At 60.4% G+C, this 14,528-nt stretch carries 13 protein-coding genes; 3 read left to right on the top strand and 10 right to left on the bottom strand.

Annotated features, from left to right (window positions below; all coding sequences use genetic code 11):
- Positions 1 to 53: 53 nt before the first annotated feature.
- Entirely contained in the window at positions 54 to 668 is a 615-nt protein-coding gene (locus NAV32_RS14325; protein ID WP_256053469.1) for a TetR/AcrR family transcriptional regulator, read from the bottom strand.
- Between the two features lie 80 nt (positions 669 to 748).
- Entirely contained in the window at positions 749 to 1,198 is a 450-nt protein-coding gene (locus NAV32_RS14320; protein ID WP_256053468.1) for a DMT family transporter, read from the bottom strand.
- Between the two features lie 339 nt (positions 1,199 to 1,537).
- On the opposite strand from NAV32_RS14320, the gene NAV32_RS14315 reads away from it, so the two are divergent.
- Positions 1,538 to 3,469, top strand: coding sequence for a methyl-accepting chemotaxis protein (locus NAV32_RS14315; protein ID WP_256053467.1), 1,932 nt, complete (start codon positions 1,538 to 1,540; stop codon positions 3,467 to 3,469).
- A gap of 66 nt (positions 3,470 to 3,535) precedes the next feature.
- On the opposite strand, the gene NAV32_RS14310 is transcribed toward NAV32_RS14315, so the two are convergent.
- The 6 genes from NAV32_RS14310 to puuE all read right to left on the bottom strand — a co-directional run bounded on the left by NAV32_RS14310 (position 3,536) and on the right by puuE (position 9,623).
- The gene (locus tag NAV32_RS14310) at positions 3,536 to 4,360 is read right to left on the bottom strand and encodes an outer membrane protein OmpK (protein WP_256053466.1); all 825 of its coding nucleotides are present in this window, start codon (positions 4,358 to 4,360) and stop codon (positions 3,536 to 3,538) included.
- A 73-nt stretch (positions 4,361 to 4,433) separates the two neighbouring features.
- The gene (locus tag NAV32_RS14305; RefSeq protein WP_256053465.1) at positions 4,434 to 5,933 is read right to left on the bottom strand and encodes a uracil-xanthine permease family protein; all 1,500 of its coding nucleotides are present in this window, start codon (positions 5,931 to 5,933) and stop codon (positions 4,434 to 4,436) included.
- Positions 5,934 to 6,317: 384 nt separating this feature from the next.
- On the bottom strand, positions 6,318 to 7,553 hold the full coding sequence (locus NAV32_RS14300) for a urate hydroxylase PuuD (protein WP_256053464.1): 1,236 nt from the start codon (positions 7,551 to 7,553) through the stop codon (positions 6,318 to 6,320).
- A gap of 78 nt (positions 7,554 to 7,631) precedes the next feature.
- On the bottom strand, positions 7,632 to 8,141 hold the full coding sequence (locus NAV32_RS14295; RefSeq protein WP_256053463.1) for an ureidoglycolate lyase: 510 nt from the start codon (positions 8,139 to 8,141) through the stop codon (positions 7,632 to 7,634).
- A 40-nt stretch (positions 8,142 to 8,181) separates the two neighbouring features.
- On the bottom strand, positions 8,182 to 8,697 hold the full coding sequence (gene uraD / locus NAV32_RS14290) for a 2-oxo-4-hydroxy-4-carboxy-5-ureidoimidazoline decarboxylase (protein ID WP_256053462.1): 516 nt from the start codon (positions 8,695 to 8,697) through the stop codon (positions 8,182 to 8,184).
- Positions 8,694 to 9,623, bottom strand: coding sequence for an allantoinase PuuE (gene puuE, locus NAV32_RS14285; RefSeq protein WP_256053461.1), 930 nt, complete (start codon positions 9,621 to 9,623; stop codon positions 8,694 to 8,696). The genes uraD and puuE overlap by 4 nt, the downstream gene beginning before the upstream one ends.
- A 356-nt stretch (positions 9,624 to 9,979) precedes the next feature.
- Here puuE and uraH point away from each other — a divergent pair, with 356 nt between their 5' ends.
- Entirely contained in the window at positions 9,980 to 10,333 is a 354-nt protein-coding gene (gene uraH, locus NAV32_RS14280) for a hydroxyisourate hydrolase (protein ID WP_256053460.1), read from the top strand.
- Between the two features lie 128 nt (positions 10,334 to 10,461).
- On the opposite strand, the gene NAV32_RS14275 is transcribed toward uraH, so the two are convergent.
- Positions 10,462 to 11,808, bottom strand: coding sequence for an NCS2 family permease (locus NAV32_RS14275; protein WP_256053459.1), 1,347 nt, complete (start codon positions 11,806 to 11,808; stop codon positions 10,462 to 10,464).
- A gap of 367 nt (positions 11,809 to 12,175) precedes the next feature.
- On the opposite strand from NAV32_RS14275, the gene NAV32_RS14270 reads away from it, so the two are divergent.
- Entirely contained in the window at positions 12,176 to 12,931 is a 756-nt protein-coding gene (locus NAV32_RS14270) for a GntR family transcriptional regulator (protein ID WP_256053458.1), read from the top strand.
- Between the two features lie 121 nt (positions 12,932 to 13,052).
- Here the strand turns inward: NAV32_RS14270 and guaD are convergent, their stop codons facing one another.
- Complete coding sequence (gene guaD / locus NAV32_RS14265; protein WP_256053457.1) at positions 13,053 to 14,357, bottom strand: guanine deaminase; 1,305 nt, start codon at positions 14,355 to 14,357, stop codon at positions 13,053 to 13,055.
- Between the last annotated feature and the right edge of the window lie 171 nt (positions 14,358 to 14,528).

Here is a 14,528-nt window from a genome sequence, read left to right as displayed (position 1 = left end):
TTTCTACATCCACCGCGCCACCGTGCGGTGGACGCGGTGCACCATGATCCACCCTACGCCGGCTCCTGCACCTCACAGCCCTTGATGACCATGCGGATGATGGTCTCGGCGGCGGCTTCATAGTCGGCGTCGTCCAGTCTGGCTTTTCCTGTCACGGCTGATATCTGCCAGTCGAAATCGGCGTAGGTCTGGGTCGCGGCCCAGATGCTGAAGAGCAAATGGTTGGGGTCGACCCTTGCCATCAACCCTTGGTCGATCCAGCTCTGAATACAGGCGATGTTGTGCGCGGCCTGGGCGTTGAGTTGCGCGGTGCGTTCGGCGGACAGGTGCGGCGCGCCGTGCATGATCTCGCTGGCGAAGACCTTGGAAGCCCCTGCATGTTCGCGCGAGATGCGAATCTTGGTGCGGATATAGGCGCGCAGTACGTCAGCTGGATGGCCGGGCTGGTTGAAAGGTGCCGAGGCTTCGAGCAGGGGTTCGACAATACTTTCCAGCACCTCGCGATAGAGGTTTTCCTTGCTCTTGAAGTAGTAGTAGACGTTGGGCTTGGGCAGGCCTGCGCGGTCGGCGATATCGCTGGTTTTGCAGGCGGCGAAACCCTTTTCGGCGAACTCTTCGCTGGCGGCGCGCAGAATCAACGCCTTGTTGCGCTCTCGGATGCTGGACATTGGGCCTATTCGATTCGCTACGACAGGCCGGCTGGCCTGGCCGGGATGCTAGCACCCGTTTCCGGCAGCGCTCAAGCCGGTCAGCCGCGACGAATCAACCAGACACCGGCGAGGATCAGAGCTATGCCACCGGCTTTGCTCAGGGTGATGGACGCCTGTCGGTAGCCGGCCCAGCCGAAGTGATCGAGCAGTAGCGCCATCAGCAACTGTCCGGCGAGCAGCAGCGCCATGAACAGCGAAGCGCCTACGCGCGGTGCCGCGAAGGCCGCGGTGGCAATGAGAAAGACGCCAAGCAGACCACTGCTCCAGTGCCACCAGGTAATCCCGCGCAGCCCCTGCACACTCGGCAGGTCACGCTGGGCCAGCACGATGACGAGCAGCGCCAGCGTGCCGACCGCAAAGGAAACCAGCGCGGCATTCATTACGCTGGATAGCTGACGAGCCACTTCGCCGTTCATGCCGGCTTGCAGCGGCAACATGGCTCCTGCGATCAAGGGCAGGGCGAGCAACCACCAGACAACCGTGGGCATGGAATTCCTCCGATAGAGCCTTGTAAGGAAGGAGCAGCGGCTTGATCAGTCGAGTGCCGCTAGCTGGAACCACGGATTGTACACAGAAGTACGGCCAGGTTGGCCTGGGCGCCTGTCGTCGGGTGCCGCCTGAAATCTTCCGGCAATGAATCCTGTTCGGCGTGACAAGCCGCCAGAACAGGCGTGCCGACAAGCTGTGCGTGCGAACGTATGCCTCTTTTCTTCGGACGACCGGTATTAAGGCTATCGCTGGCAGCGCCGATAACCTTCAAGAGACATTAATAATTGTATGCAATCTTAAGATGAAGCTAATACAACAAGAAAAATGAGGGCTACGCCATGCGCTTTATGCAACGCAGTATCCAGTGGCAGCTGATCGTCAGTATGGGCGCGGCCCTGCTGACCAGCATGTTGATTGTCATTCTGGTGTATTCCTCGGCGGTCAATCGCCTGGCCGAGCGTTATCTGATCGGCGAAGCCCTGCCGGCCAATATCACCGCCATCCGTAATGACATCGAACGTACCCTGATGGCGCCGATCACGGCTGCTGCGGGTATTGCCGGCAACACCCTGGTTCAGGAGTGGCTGCGCGAGGGCGAGAGTGACGAGCAGGCGGCTGCGATGAGCCGCTATCTGGATGGGGTTAAGGCGCAGCAGGGTGCGCTGACCACCTCGATAGCCGTGCTGCAAAGCGGTCATTACTACTCTGAAGACGGTCTGGCACGAACGCTGAGCCGCAGTATCGCTGGTGATAGCTGGTTCTACAGCCTGATCGACGGCCATGCACAAAGCCGTGTTGAAATCGATATCGACAAGGCCACACGACAACCCACGCTGTTCATCAATCAGCGCATCAGTGTCGATGGCCAGAAGCTGGGTATTGCCGGGTTGGGCTATAGCCTGAAACACATGTCCGAGCTGGTCAGCGGTTTTCGCTTCGGTGAGCGCGGCGAGGTCTATCTGGTTGGGGCCGATGGCCGGGTCAAGGTTCACCCCAGCAGCGAATACAACGACAGCACCGATCTTGCCCGGCTGATGGGGCCTGAGGCGGCAGGTCGCCTGCTGGCCGGCGAACGGCAAACGGTACGCTTTGAGCGTGAAGGCGAAGCGTTCCTGGCGCTGGCGCAGCCACTGGAGAGCTTGGGCTGGGTCCTCGTCAGCGAAGTGCCGGAAGCTCAGATATTTGGCGAAGCTCAGCGAACCATGTGGACCACCAGCCTGATCGGCCTGGGCATTGCGCTGTTCTTCCTCTTCCTGGTGGTGCTGCTGGCGCGCGGGTTGGTCAAGCCGATTCGCCAGGTCACCAGCGCCCTGGTCGAGATTGGTGGCGGCGGTGGTGATCTCACGCGGCGTCTGGATGAGAGCCGGGCCGACGAGCTGGGCGATCTGGCGCGTGGTTTCAACCGTTTCATCGGCAGCCTGCGTGAACTGATCGGAGACGTGCTGCATACCAGCGAACAGCTGCGTAGCGCGGTAGGGCAGGTGTCGCAGGTGGTCGATAACACGGCAGGGCGTGCTGGTCGCCAGCACGAGATGACCGATATGGTTGCCACCGCTGTGCATGAAATGGGGCTGACAGTGCAGGAGATCGCGCGTAACGCCAGCAACGCGGCGCAGGCCTCGCAAGGGGCACGCAGCGAAGCCATGCAGGCGCGTACCGTGGTGGGCGAATCCATTGCACATATCGAGCAGATGTCCAGCGAGATCGGTCAGGCGGCCGATGCGGTAACCGATCTCGCCCGGCAGGTCACGACCATCGACAAGGTGCTGGCGGTGATCCGCGGGATTTCCGAGCAGACCAACCTGCTGGCGCTTAACGCGGCCATCGAGGCGGCACGCGCAGGTGAAATGGGCCGTGGTTTCGCCGTGGTTGCCGATGAAGTGCGCACCCTGGCCGGTCGTACCCAGGCCTCGACCAATGAAATTCAGCAGATGATCCAGAGCCTCAACAAGGGCGCCGAGACTGCGGTCAGCTCGATGCATGCCGGCCAGGCGGCGACCGGAACCGGTGTGCAGGCCAGCCAGCGCACCGGGCAGTCGCTGGCCACCATCACCGAGCAGATTGAAGCGATCAGCGACATGAACATCCAGGTGGCTGCGGCGACCGAGGAGCAGAGCAGCGTCACCGAGGAAATCACCCACAACGTCCAGGGCATTGCCGACCTGGCGCAGATCACGGCGAGTGAAGTGCAGGGCTGCCTGGAGCGCTGTCGTGAGCTGAGCCGGCTGGCGGATGACCTCAATCGGCAGATGGGCAGCTTCCGGCTATAGAATCTGTGCGCTCTAACCAAAAAGGGCGGCCCGAGGCCGCCCTTGTCGTATCCGGCAAGACGAAACTTAGAAGTAGTGCGCCTTGACGATAAAGTTGACCACGTTGTTGTCGGTGTTGAAGGCGCCGCTGTCTTCGATGCCGTACTTGTTGCTCCAGTAGTCGTATTCGATACCGACGTAGAGCATGCCTGCCTTCTTATCCAGAGCCTTGCCCAGGTCGTACTTGACCTGTGGGTTGATGTGCAGGTTCTTGGCCACGTAGTCGCCCCGGTTCTTGGAACCCGCGTCGTTGACTACCCAGTCGATGTAGCCATCGAAGAGGATGTCGGACTTGCCCACTGGAATGGTCATGGCCCAGGTGGGTGTGATCTGCCATTGGCCGCTGGCTTTGCCGGTGGCGCCGTCGGGCTTGCGGTAGTAGGTGTTGAGGGCGAAGCGGTCGAAGCCCGGCACGTCCAGATCCACAGCCGGACCGAGCAGGTAGTTCTGGTTCGGTGTGCCATCGGCCAGGCTTTCGCCGCGCTCGTAGGTAGCGGAGATCAGCACGTCCTTGATCGGGCCGAAGGAAAGGTCTTTCCCGGTGACCTTGCCCAGCGACAGGCGCGGGCTGAACTCGCCATAGTAGGTGCGCCCGTCATTGCCCGAGTGACCGTTGAACCACTTGTGGTCGACGAACAGGAACATGTCGCCCCAGTTCCAGCCGCTGGCATGTTCGAACGTGATGGTCTGCTGGATGGCGGCTTCGCGGCCATCCTCACCCGAGTCCACGGAAAAGTTTTTGCCATAAAGATAGGTCAGGCTGTTGTTCTGCCAGTGCATTTCGGCGAAAGCCGGTGCAGCGAGCAGGCTGCCGGCCAGCGCCAGTGAAAGCGGAGCGAGCTTGAACTTCATGTTGATACCCTTTTGTTTGTTGTTTTGAACGCGGTGATGCACCTGGGCAACTTGTGCCCAGGTGCAGGGGCGATCAGCCCGTCGGTGTCAGGTGCTCTTTGGTGCTGTTGCTTGTCGCCTTTTGCGCGGTCTTCGAATAATCGGGGATGTTAACCGCCAGGGTGTTGGTGCCAATCGAGTCCTCGATCAGGTTGTCGGGATCATAGTCGTCCAGCTCCTCCGATTCCCGCGGCAGGAACAGGTTGAGCAGGATCGCGCTGAAGGCGCCAATGGTGATCGGTGAGCCGAATATATTCTTCAACACTTCGGGCAGCTGACTCAATACGTCTGGCACGGCGGCCACGCCCAGACCCAGGCCCAGCGAGATGGCAACGATGAGCATGTTACGGCGATTCAGGCCCGCTTCGGCGAGGATCTTGATTCCGGCGATGGCCACGGTACCGAACATGATCAGCGTGGCGCCGCCGAGAACCGGCTTGGGCATCAGCTGCAGTACGCCACCGACCACGGGGAACAGCGCCAGCAGGACCAGAATCGCGGCGATATAGAGGCCCACATGACGGCTGGCGACGCCGGTCAGCTGGATCACGCCGTTGTTCTGGCTGAAGGTCGTCATCGGCAGGCTGTTGAAGGTCGCGGCCAGCAGCGAGCTGCAGCCATCACCCAGAATGCCGCCCTTGATGCGCTTCATGTACAGCGGGCCCTTGACCGGCTGGCGCGAGATCATCGAGTTGGCGGTCAGGTCACCTGCAGTCTCCAGCGGCGTGATCAGGAAAATCACGGCGATCGGGATGAACGCCATCCAGTCGAAGGCGAAGCCGAACTTGAACGGCTGCGGCACACTGATCGACGGCAGCGCGGCGAGGCTGGAAAAATCCACCATGCCCATCATCCATGCGGCAAAGTAGCCCACCGCCAGGGCGACGATCACCGCCGATAGCCGCAGCAGTGGAATACCGAAACGGTTGAGCAGAATGATGGTGCCGAGCACCAGCCCGGCCAGTGCCAGGTTGGGCAGTGCGCCGGGATTTTCGGCGCCGTATCCGCCGGCGATATCGGTCATTGAAACCTTGATCAGCGACAGGCCCATCAGGCAGATGATGGTGCCGGTGACCACTGGCGTGATGACCCGGCGCAGGCGATGGATATAGCGGCTGACCGCAATTTCCACGAAGGCGGCGCAAAAGCCGACACCGAACAGCGTCGCAAGGATGTCTTCCGGGCTGCCTCCACGACCCTTGACGATAAAGCCGGCCGCCAGGATCACGCTGAGAAAGCCGAAGCTGGTGCCTTGCAGGCAAAGCATGCCGGCACCGATCGGGCCGATCCGTTTGGCCTGGATGAACGTCCCGATGCCGGAAACGAACAGCGCCATGCTCACCAGATAGGGCACGTAATCGCCCAGACCAAGCACGCTGCCGATGATCAGGGTGGGGGTGATGACGCCAACGAAACTGGCCAGCACATGCTGAATTGCAGCAAAGGTTGCAGGGAGTGGACCCGGACGATCTTCGAGTTGATAGATCAGGTCCTGATTGGGAGCGTCACCGCTCCTGGATTCGGTTGCGGTCATGGTCAAGCCTGCCATTAGTTATTGTTCGGTCATGGGCTTTCGAGGTTGTAGGTGCCTCTTTCTCTGATGGCGAAAGCTGTTCGCGCGGTCAGGATGTTCCGACTATAGCAACCTGTGAACAGGTTGTTAAACAATCAAATTGAATATTGTGCACAATTACTGACGAAGGCCGACCGGCGGCAAATGGGCCCGAGGGCGTTGCCGGGAGCTGGCTCAATGGTTGGTTGAGAGTGCCGGAGAGCCGCTGGTGTCAGTCTGTTATGTCGCTGGCTGCGCCATTGTCCAGTTATCCCGAAGGCCTGGGAAAAGCTGTAAACCTTGCTCATAGCGGGACAGATAGACGAAAAAAAGCCGCACTCGAAAGTGCGGCCTGTGAAGCGGTGGTCAGTTGATCTGCGCCCCCTGTGCGATCCAGTTGGCCAGCAGGTCACGCTCTTCCTGGGTCATCTGGGTGATGTTGCCCAGCGGCATGATCTGGCTGGCGATGGTCTGCGCATGAATCTGCGCTGCCATCTGCTTGATCTGTTCAGGCGTATCGAACATCACCCCGGCCGGTGCCGCGCTGAACAGCGGGCTGGTGGGATTCGCCGAGTGGCAGACGGTGCAACGCTCTTCAATCACACTGCTGACCTTGCTGAACTCGCCGTTGTTCGCAGCACCGCTTTTCCGCTCGGTGACACTCGCCTGTTCCGGTGTGGTCGGCGCCAGGTTCTGCGGCACTGGCTGGCGGTTGGGCGAAAGGACGAAGGCCAGGCAGATCATGCCGACAGCTGCGGCCGGCAGCGCCCAGGCGAAGCGTTTGCTGTCGTGACGGGTGTTGAAGTAGTGGCGCACCAGTACCGACAACGCACCGAGTGCCGCCAGGATCAGCCAGTTGTACTGGCTACCGTAGGTGCTCGGAAAGTGGTTGCTGATCATGATGAACAGCACCGGCAGGGTGAAGTAGTTGTTGTGGCGCGAGCGCAGCAGACCCTTGGCCGGCAGCAGCGGGTCCGGCGTGCGGTTTTGCTCGATGGCCGCGACCAGCGCACGCTGGGCCGGCATGATGATGCGGAACACGTTGCCGACCATGATGGTGCCGATCAGCGCGCCGGTATGGATGTAGGCCGCGCGACCGCTGAAGATCTGCGAATAGCCCCAGCAGGCGGCAATCACCAGCACGAACAGGACGAGGCCGAGCAGTGCTGGCGTCTTGCCCAGCGGCGAGTCGCAAAGCAGGTCGTAGATGAACCAGCCGACGATCAGCGAGCCGAAACCGATGGCCACTGCGGTTGCAGGTGACATGCCGCTGCCTGGCAGAACCAGGTACAGGCTGGGGTTGAGGTAGTAGACCACCATCAGCAGGGCGACGCCCGACAGCCAGGTGGTGTAGGCCTCCCATTTGAACCAATGCAGGTTCTCCGGCATCTGCGGCGGTGCCAACTTGTACTTTTCAAGGTGGTAGATGCCGCCGCCGTGAATCGCCCAGAGATCGCCCGACAGGCCTTCTCGGGGATTGCTGCGGTTGAGGTTGTTTTCCAGCCAGACGAAGTAGAACGAGGCACCGATCCAGGCGATGCCGACGATCATGTGAATCCAGCGAATACCCAGGTTCAGCCATTCGGTCAGATGTGCGTCCACAATTTTTTACCTCTTGCGCGGCCGGCGAACCGACCGTTATTTCTTGTTATTCGACCCGTAGCGTAGCCAGCGCAGCGCTCACTCCGAGTCCCGGTGGGGGTCGAGGAACAGCTCATCCTCGTTGAAAAAATGCTCGTCGCAGTTGTTGCCAGAACCGCTGCGATCGACCACCAGGAATTCATCCCGCTTTTCGATCGTCAGCACCGGGTGGTGCCAGACGCCGCGGTGGTAGTTGACGCCCTGCCTGCCGTTGCTGCGGAAGGCGCGGACATTGCCCGGTACAGGTGCATCGCCAGCGGGCGCGACCACGACCAGAAAGGGGTTGCCGAGCAGCGGTATGAACGCCTGGCTGCCCAGCGGATGACGTTCCAGCATCTGGATCACGCGCGGCATTTCCAGCATGTCGGCTGCGAAAATGCTGATGATCGCCTGGTCTTCAGGCTGCGCGGTCTCGACCGTCGCCAGCTTGTGATAGCGGCGGGTGGAACCGTTGTTGATCATGAAAAACTCGCTGCCTTCGGTTTCGATGACATCACCGAACGGCGCGAAGGCTTCCTTGGTCAACGGCTCTATCTTGAGTGTGCGCATGGCTGGGTACTCTTCAATTCACTGTTATTCGATGGCGGACTTACATCGCCTGCAGGCGGAACAGGGCGATCTTGTTGATCTCGCTCAGGGCGCGGGCGAATTCCTGTTCCGGGGTGTTGTGCAGACGCTCCTCGAATGCGGCGAGGATCTGGTGCCGGTTGCTGCCTTTCACCGCCATGATGAAGATGAAGCCGAACTTGTCCTTGTAGGCGGTGTTGAGTTCGGTAAAGCGGGCGAACTCCTCGGCGGTGCATTCATGGATGCCGGCGCCGGCCTGTTCCGAGGTGCTGGAAGCGGTCAGCTCGCCGCGCACGGCAGCCTTGCCAGCCAGATCCGGGTGAGCGTTGATCAGCGCCAGCTGAGTTTCACGCGGAGCTTTGAGCAGGATCTGGGACATGCGCTGATGCAGCACTTCAATGCTGTCCAAGGTTTCATCGACGCCCAGGTCATAGGCCTGTTCGGCGACCCAGGGCGAGTGCTCATAGATGTCGGCAAAGGCGGCGACGAAGGTGTCGCGCTCGAGGCTGGACGGCTTGATCGTCTGAAAGCGGCTCATTTCGCGCGCTCCTGTTTGAAGGGGTGAGTGATGTGCCAGTGGCGGGCAATATCGACGCGGCGGGCGAACCAGACCTGCTCATGGCTCTGCACGTATTCGATGAAGCGCTGCAACGAAGCCATCCGCGCAGGGCGCCCCAGCAGCCGGCAGTGCATGCCGATGGTGAGCATCTTCGGTGCTTCGGCACCCTCGGCGTAGAGCACGTCGAAGGCATCCTTTAGGTAGGTGAAGAAGTCGTCGCCGCTGTTGAAGCCCTGCACCTGGGTGAAACGCATGTCGTTGGTGTCCAGGGTGTAGGGGATCACCAGATGCGGTTTCTCCGGGGTGCTTTGCGGGTCCCAGTAGGGCAGGTCGTCGTCATAGGTGTCGGAGTCGTAGAGGAAACCGCCTTCCTCGCGCACCAGCCGGCGCGTGTTCGGCCCGGTGCGACCGGTGTACCAGCCCAGCGGGCGCTCGCCAGTGAGTTCGGTCAAGATGCGGATGGCTTCGAGCATGTGCTCGCGCTCCTGCGCCTCGTCCATGTATTGGTAGTCGATCCAGCGATAGCCGTGGCTGCAGATCTCGTGACCCTCGGCGACCATGGCCTTGATCACCTGCGGATGACGTTGCGCCGCCATCGCCACGGCGAAGATCGTCAGCGGGATGTCGTGCTGCTTGAACAGCTTGAGCAGGCGCCAGACGCCGGCGCGGCTGCCGTATTCGTAGAGCGATTCCATGCTCATGTTGCGCACGCCCTGAAGCGGCTGCGCGGCGACCATCTCGGACAGGAAGGCTTCGGATTCCTTGTCGCCGTGCAGCACGCAGCGCTCGCCGCCCTCTTCGTAGTTCAGGACAAACGAAAGCGCGATGCGCGCATTGCCTGGCCAGTGTGGATGGGGTGGGTTGCCGGCATAGCCGATGAGGTCACGAGAATAGTCGGCGCTCATTTATTGTTTTTCCTTAGTGAGATGCGAGGTCGTTAGTGGCTGGAAGGCGATGCGACCTTATGGGTGATTGTATACAAAAGCTTTTGTGGTTTGTAAATCAAATCCCCACGAAAAATGATCGGCGGCTTTCGTTGAAAGGAAACGGTTGCCCGTAATCCGGCTCCATATCATGCGAAGAATCCAGTCTGTAGCTCAGTTCCTGGTCAGAGGAAAAGCCCTTTCGTAAACTGTGTACAATTTCAAGTGAAACTGTCTTTAATATGGCGTTGCACATGCTATGCTGCCGACAGACCCACAACATCGACAAGAGGAGGCAGGCGCCTGCAGGGGCAGCTTTGCTGCAGCGCCGGAAATCTATGGGACGTTTGACTACTCACGTACTGGACGCCGCCCACGGCTGTCCTGGCAGCAACATCAAGATTGAACTCTATCGCGTGCAGGGTGACAGTCTGGCGCTGGTCGCCAGCCAGCACACCAACGCCGACGGCCGCTGTGATGCGCCTTTGCTGGAGGGTGGAGACTACCGCTCTGGTGTTTACCAGCTGCAGTTCAGTGCCGGCGATTACTACCGCGCGCGCGGTGTGCAACTGGCCGAGCCTGCCTTCCTCGATGTAGTGGTGCTGCGCTTCGGCATCAGTGCCGAGCAGGATCACTACCACGTGCCCCTGCTGATTTCGCCCTACAGCTACTCGACCTATCGCGGAAGCTGATACGACCCGAACCATGCTCTGAAGGCTCCACTCTTGAGCCTGCCACCCGCTCCTGGCGGGTGTTTTTTTGTCGAAAAAAAAGACCCCGAGGCAAAAGCATCGGGGTCTTGGCTGGTGGGGGGCTGAATTCAGAGAAATGCGAACTTGGCGATGAACACGATGCACAGCACATAGAGGCTGATTGAAACCTTGTTGGCCTGCCCGGTCAGCAGCTTCAGCGTCGCATAAGTCAGAAAGCCCAGTGCGATGCCATTGGCGATGGAGAAGGTCAGCGGCATCATTATCACGGTCACGATCGCCGGGATGGTGTCGGTATGGTCCTTCCAGTCGATATGCGCCATGCCGCTCATCATCAGCATCGCCACATAGATAAGCGCGCCGGCGGTGGCATAGGCGGGAATCATTCCGGCCAGCGGTGCGAAGAACATTGCGCCCAGGAACAGCACCGCGACAGTCACGGCGGTAAGTCCGGTGCGGCCACCGGCGGCCACACCTGATGCACTTTCCACGTAGCTGGTCACCGGCGGGCAGCCGACAAAGGCACCGGCTACGCTCGAAGTGCTGTCGGCCTTCAGTGCGCGGGACAGGTTCTGGATCTTGCCATCTTCATCCACCAGGTTTGCGCGGTGCGCGACGCCCATCAGCGTGCCGGCCGTGTCGAACATGTTGACGAACAGAAACGCCAGGATGACGCTGATCATCGCCACATTGAAGGCGCCGGCAATGTCCATGGCCAGGAAGGTCGGCGCCAGGCTCGGCGGCATCGACACCAGCCCGTTGTACTCCACCAGGCCCATGGCCAGGCCTACGCCAGTCACGGCGAGCATACTGAACAGGATCGCGCCGAATACATTGCGATGACTGAGCACGGCGATCATCAGGAAGCAGATGGCCGCCAGCAGAGCGTTGGGCTCGCCGAAGGAGCCCATGGATAACAGCGTGGCCGGGTTGTCGACAACGATGCCGGCGGTCTTCAGGCCAATCAACCCGAGAAACAGTCCGACCCCGGCGCCCATAGCGAAACGCAGGCTCATGGGGATGCTGTTGAGCAACCATTCGCGCAGCCGCGACAGGCTCATGATCATGAACAGGACGCCTGACAGGAACACAGCCCCCAGCGCGACTTCCCAGCTGTAGCCCATCTCACCTACTACGGTGTAAGTGAAAAAGGCGTTCAGCCCCATGCCCGGCGCGAGGCCCACCGGCCAGTTGGCATAAAGACCCATGAGCAGGCAGCCCAGTGCGGCGCCGACGCAGGTTGCGACGAAGGCCGCACCGTGGTCGATTCCGGCTTCGGCCATGATGTTGGGGTTGACGAAGATGATGTAGGCCATGGTGACGAAGGTCGTCAGGCCGGCGAGCAGTTCCGTTTTAACGCTGGTGCGGTGTTCGCTGAGCTTGAAGAATCGATCGAGCAAACCGGGCTTATCCGGCTGCACGGCAAGGGCCTGTTGTTCCTGCTTGGTGCTTTCCAAGGGGTGTTTCCTCATCGTTCTTGTTGTCGATCACCCAGAGTTGGAAACTCTTGAGGCAGGTGATGGTGAGGGCTCAATCTGTCTCGGTTTTTGACTTGGAGGTCAGAAAGGCCTTGGCCGATTATGCTTTTGTATACAAGAAAAGCAACCATGTTTTGCCTCCAGTCAGCGATTAACTGCGGCAATACGACGCAAGGAAGGTCTATGTCCGGGCTGACGCGAGGAAATACGAGGCCTGGACGTGATCGGCTGTGTTGGTTTGTGCACAATTGCCGCGAATAAATAAGCCTCTATAACCAATGGCTACTCCAGTCAGCGACTGAAACGAAGTAAAGTTCGCCTTGCCGAAACCTCGATGCGAGCCATCATGAACGAACAACTGCAGCCTCTGAAAAAACCGGCCCGAAACGGTAAGGTGCGTACCGGGACGCAGGACGACATCGTCTACGCCCACATCTTCGACGCCATCCTTGAGCAGCGTCTGGCACCGGGCACCAAGCTCAGTGAAGAAGCGCTGGGGGAAATCTTCGGAGTGAGCCGCACCATCATCCGGCGTGCGTTGTCACGGTTGGCTCATGAAGGGGTGGTATTGCTGCGTCCCAACCGTGGTGCGGTCGTTGCCAGCCCGAGCGTTGAAGAGGCCCGGCAGATTTTCTTCGCACGACGCCTGGTGGAACGGGCGATCACCGAACTGGCGGTGCAGCACGCCACTGACGAGCAACTGGGCGAGTTGCGGCAGATGGTTATCGACGAACAGGCCTGCTTTGCCCGTGGCGACCGCGGCGCCGGCATTCGCCTGTCGGGCGAATTTCACCTGAAACTGGCCGAGACTGCGAAGAACGCGCCGCTGGTCAGTTTTCAGCGCAGCCTGGTGTCCCAGACCTCGCTGATCATCGCCCAGTACGAAAGCGGCAACCGCTCGCATTGCTCCTATGACGAACACAACCAGCTGATTGACGCCATTGCTGCACGTGACAGCGACAAGGCGGTGAGCCTGATGATGCATCACATGGATCACGTCGACAGCAAGCTCAACCTCGACGAAGACAGCGCTTCCCGCGACCTGCACGCCGTGTTTTCCCATATCGTCGGAAAGAACGGAAAGGGCGCCAAGAAACGCTGAGAGCCGTAGGGTGGATGGCCGAAGCCATCCACGCGGTTCCACGGCCAGGTGGGTGTTGGAGGGTAACCGGACACGACGCGTGGAAAACCGCTTTGCGGGTTTTCCACCCTACGGTCTGGCTTCATGCCTTGCGATGTACCGAAACCCCTGCCGCGTAGGTTTCCTTCACGGCGCGATCGTCGCCGAGCATCATCAGCGCAAAGAGTTTTTCTGGCAGCGTCTTCGCTTGGCTCAGGCGAAAGTCGATTAGCGGTGTGGCCTTGTAGTCCAGCACCACGAAATCCGCTTCCTTGCCCGGTTGCAGGTTGCCGATCCGGTCGTCCAGGTACAGCGCACGGGCACCGCCCAGGGTGGCGAGGTAGAGCGATTTGAACGGGTCGAGTTTCTTGCCCTGCAGCTGCATGACCTTGTAAGCCTCGTTCAAGGATTGCAGCTGGGAGAAGCTCGTGCCCGCGCCAATGTCGGTGCCGAGGCCGACCCGCACGCCAAAGCCTTCCACTTTCTCCAGATCGAACAGACCACTGCCCAGGAACAGGTTGGACGTCGGGCAGAAGGCGACCGCCGAGCCGGTTTCGCCCAAGCGCTGGCATTCGTCGTCACACAGGTGCACGCCGTGGGCGAACACTGAGCGCGCGCCGATCAGGCCGTGATGGTCGTAAACGTCCAGATAGCCCTTGCGCTCGGGGAACAGCTCGCGCACCCACTCGATCTCCTGGCGGTTCTCGGACAGGTGCGTGTGCATGTAGAGATCCGGGTATTCCTTGAACAGCTTGCCGGCCAGCGTCAGTTGCTCGGGCGTGCTGGTCGGCGCAAAGCGTGGGGTGACGGCGTAATGCAGCCGGCCCTTGCCGTGCCAGCGCTCGATCAGTTCCTTGCTGTCGGCGTAGCCGGATTCGGCGGTGTCGGTGAGGTAGTCGGGCGCATTGCGATCCATCAGCACCTTGCCGGCGATCATCCGCAGATTGCGCTTTTCGCAGGCCTCGAAGAAGGCATCCACCGACGCCTTGTGCACACTGCCGAACACCAGCGCGGTGGTGGTGCCGTTGCGCAGCAATTCATTCAGGAAGACATCCGCGACTTCGCTGGCGTGGGCCTTGTCGGCGAACGCGCGCTCGGTGGGGAAGGTGTAGGTATTGAGCCAGTCCAGCAGCTGCTCGCCGTAGGAGGCGATCATGCCGGTCTGCGGGTAATGGATATGGGTGTCGATGAAACCGGGGGTGATCAGCGCATCTTGGTATTCGAGTACCTCTGTGCCGGTGGGCAGACTGGGCAGTAGCTCGGCGGCGTGGCCGATTTGCGCAACCTTGCCGTCTTCGATGATCAGCAGGCCGTCGTCGAAATACTCGTGGGATTGCTCGATGCCCACCTCACGCGGGTCGGCAAGGCTGTGAAGAATGGAGGCACGAAAGGCTTTGATCTGGGACATCGTGGTTCTCGGAATTGGAGTGATGTGTTGGCAGCGTGGTAGATGATGAGGCGGGTTCGGGCATTGAGGATGCGGTCCAACTCAAGCCCTCTGGGAGCGGCTGGGCGGCGTTCGCTTCTAAATCCGCTCCCACAGGAAAGCAGGCGCGCTTCGTCAGCGAATCACGCCCTG

The sequence above is a fragment of the Stutzerimonas stutzeri genome, from assembly GCF_024448695.1.
GTDB classification, from domain to species: domain Bacteria; phylum Pseudomonadota; class Gammaproteobacteria; order Pseudomonadales; family Pseudomonadaceae; genus Stutzerimonas; species Stutzerimonas stutzeri_T.
This window is presented reverse-complemented; position numbering and strand designations above follow the sequence as displayed.

Bases quoted from the DNA above. Each gene is read 5' to 3' on its own strand.
- NAV32_RS14325 (WP_256053469.1), bottom strand. From the start codon at position 668: ATGTCCAGCATCCGAGAGCGCAACAAGGCGTTGATTCTGCGCGCCGCC.
- NAV32_RS14320 (WP_256053468.1), bottom strand. From the start codon at position 1,198: ATGCCCACGGTTGTCTGGTGGTTGCTCGCCCTGCCCTTGATCGCAGGA.
- NAV32_RS14315 (WP_256053467.1), top strand. From the start codon at position 1,538: ATGCGCTTTATGCAACGCAGTATCCAGTGGCAGCTGATCGTCAGTATG.
- NAV32_RS14310 (WP_256053466.1), bottom strand. From the start codon at position 4,360: ATGAAGTTCAAGCTCGCTCCGCTTTCACTGGCGCTGGCCGGCAGCCTG.
- NAV32_RS14305 (WP_256053465.1), bottom strand. From the start codon at position 5,933: ATGACCGCAACCGAATCCAGGAGCGGTGACGCTCCCAATCAGGACCTG.
- NAV32_RS14295 (WP_256053463.1), bottom strand. From the start codon at position 8,141: ATGCGCACACTCAAGATAGAGCCGTTGACCAAGGAAGCCTTCGCGCCG.
- uraD (WP_256053462.1), bottom strand. From the start codon at position 8,697: ATGAGCCGCTTTCAGACGATCAAGCCGTCCAGCCTCGAGCGCGACACC.
- puuE (WP_256053461.1), bottom strand. From the start codon at position 9,623: ATGAGCGCCGACTATTCTCGTGACCTCATCGGCTATGCCGGCAACCCA.
- uraH (WP_256053460.1), top strand. From the start codon at position 9,980: ATGGGACGTTTGACTACTCACGTACTGGACGCCGCCCACGGCTGTCCT.
- NAV32_RS14270 (WP_256053458.1), top strand. From the start codon at position 12,176: ATGAACGAACAACTGCAGCCTCTGAAAAAACCGGCCCGAAACGGTAAG.
- guaD (WP_256053457.1), bottom strand. From the start codon at position 14,357: ATGTCCCAGATCAAAGCCTTTCGTGCCTCCATTCTTCACAGCCTTGCC.